Here is a 1738-nt window from a genome sequence, read left to right as displayed (position 1 = left end):
CGTCCTCCTCGACGGCGCCACCGCCGTACGCCTGCTCGCCGACGCCGGTTACATCCCCAACGGAGCCACCGATGCCTGAGCCCACCCGCCTACCCGTCTACGGCGAATGCCGCCACGACCACCACACCATTACCGCCCCCGACGACTGCCAGCAGGCGCTCGAAACCCTCACCGACGTGTGGGCCGCCCTCAACCGCGCCGGCTGCCACAGCCCCCTCGCCACGCCCGCCGAGCTGGTCGACCGGCTCGCCGCCGACCGGGACCAGACCCGTGCCACCCTCGACGATGCTGTCGAGCGGATCGACCGGGCGCGGGCGCGGTACGCCACCCGCCCCGGTTCCCCGGCCGGCGGCGCGCAGGGTGCCGTGTCGCCCACTGAGAGCCACGCACAGGCCCGCGTAGACCCCGAGCGGGACTACGACACCACATGCCCCCCAATCGGCATGCAGGCGTTCCTCGACTACTCCACCGCGGAGTTCACCGCCGCCCGCACCGCCGACGAACGCATAGACGCCATCCGTGACCTCCTGGAAGGCTGGTACGACCGCTGGGACGCCCACTACCCCGGGGCCGTTACCGACGAGCACGACGGCCTCGCCCGCCACCTCGTCACCCTCATCACCGCCGCCGAAACTCGCGCGTCGAAGGACACTGCGGGGACCCTGATCCGCCACTGCGTCTACCCGGGATGCCCGCGCACCTACCACGCAGATGTCGGCCCACAGGACCGCGGCTGGATACGCCTCCGCGGCCTCACGGTGCTCTGCCCGGACCACAGCACCGCCGCCGGCAGCACGCAGGGTGCCGCCAAGCCCGCTGAGAGCCACGCACAGGCCCGCGTAGACCCCGAGCGGGACCGCGACACCACATGCCCCCCAATCGGCATGCAGGCCTCATCACCCCGGCCGACGCCCGCCAGCCCGACCCCTACCGCAGCAGCCGATGAACTACCTCGGCTGGCTGCAACCCGATGACTGGCGATGGATGCGCTCCGATCGCTCCGATCGGGTCTCACCAGCGAAACCACGCCACCCCCGTGGAACTGACTACGTCCAGCGCTGCCTGTGGGAGGCCGCCCAGTGACACCGCACCACCTGCACGCCACCGCCGCCGCCTGGTCCATCCACACCGCCATGCAACAGCTGGGCGCGCTCGCTGCCGCCGAGGCCCGGCAGCGAGGCGACACCCTCACCGACGCCGCCCCCATCCTGCGCAGCCCCATCCACGGCACCATCCACCCGATCGGCGGACACGCCGACCCGGTGGCCACGCTGACCGCCGACCGGCCCCCACCGCTTGTGCAGACGTGGGCGCAGCGGATCCAACGCCTAGACGGCCGGCTGACGTGGCTCGCCGGCATGTACCGGCTCCCGGCCGGCCGCGACCCGCTGGAGCGCATCCTCACCGCCCTACCCGCCCTCACCCTCCCACCCCGCGCCCTCACCCTCCTCGCCTCGCACCTCGCCGACGAGGACGAGCTGGCCCGCGGCTGGCTCAACCAACCGCCCTACCGCACGCGTATTCCCGGCGAGTGCCCCGGATGCCAGCGCCGTTCCCTCGAGGTGACCACCGCCGGACCCGCCGCCGCCCGCACCGTCGTATGCACTGCCGACTGCCGACACACCCCCGACTGCCGATGCCCCGGGGGCGTGGAGGGCGTACGGCACATCTGGCCGCTCGGCACGGTCACGGGAGGCGCACCGTGACCTGCCGACACTGCCGCTCCCGCCTCAACCCC

At 73.0% G+C, this 1738-nt stretch carries 2 protein-coding genes; both read left to right on the top strand.

All coding sequences use genetic code 11. From position 1 onward, the window contains the following. Positions 1-71: 71 nt before the first annotated feature. Positions 72-974 (top strand): hypothetical protein, encoded by a 903-nt coding sequence (locus K228_RS30555; RefSeq protein WP_025620778.1) that lies wholly within the window; start codon positions 72-74, stop codon positions 972-974. A gap of 105 nt (positions 975-1079) precedes the next feature. Then, positions 1080-1706, top strand: a complete 627-nt coding sequence (locus tag K228_RS0124830) for a hypothetical protein (protein WP_025620777.1) — start codon at positions 1080-1082, stop codon at positions 1704-1706. Positions 1707-1738: the final 32 nt, after the last annotated feature.

The sequence above is a fragment of the Salinispora cortesiana genome (genome assembly GCF_000484695.1).
GTDB classification, from domain to species: domain Bacteria; phylum Actinomycetota; class Actinomycetes; order Mycobacteriales; family Micromonosporaceae; genus Micromonospora; species Micromonospora cortesiana.
Note: the sequence above shows the minus strand (reverse complement) of the source record. Positions and strands in the feature narration are given on the sequence as shown.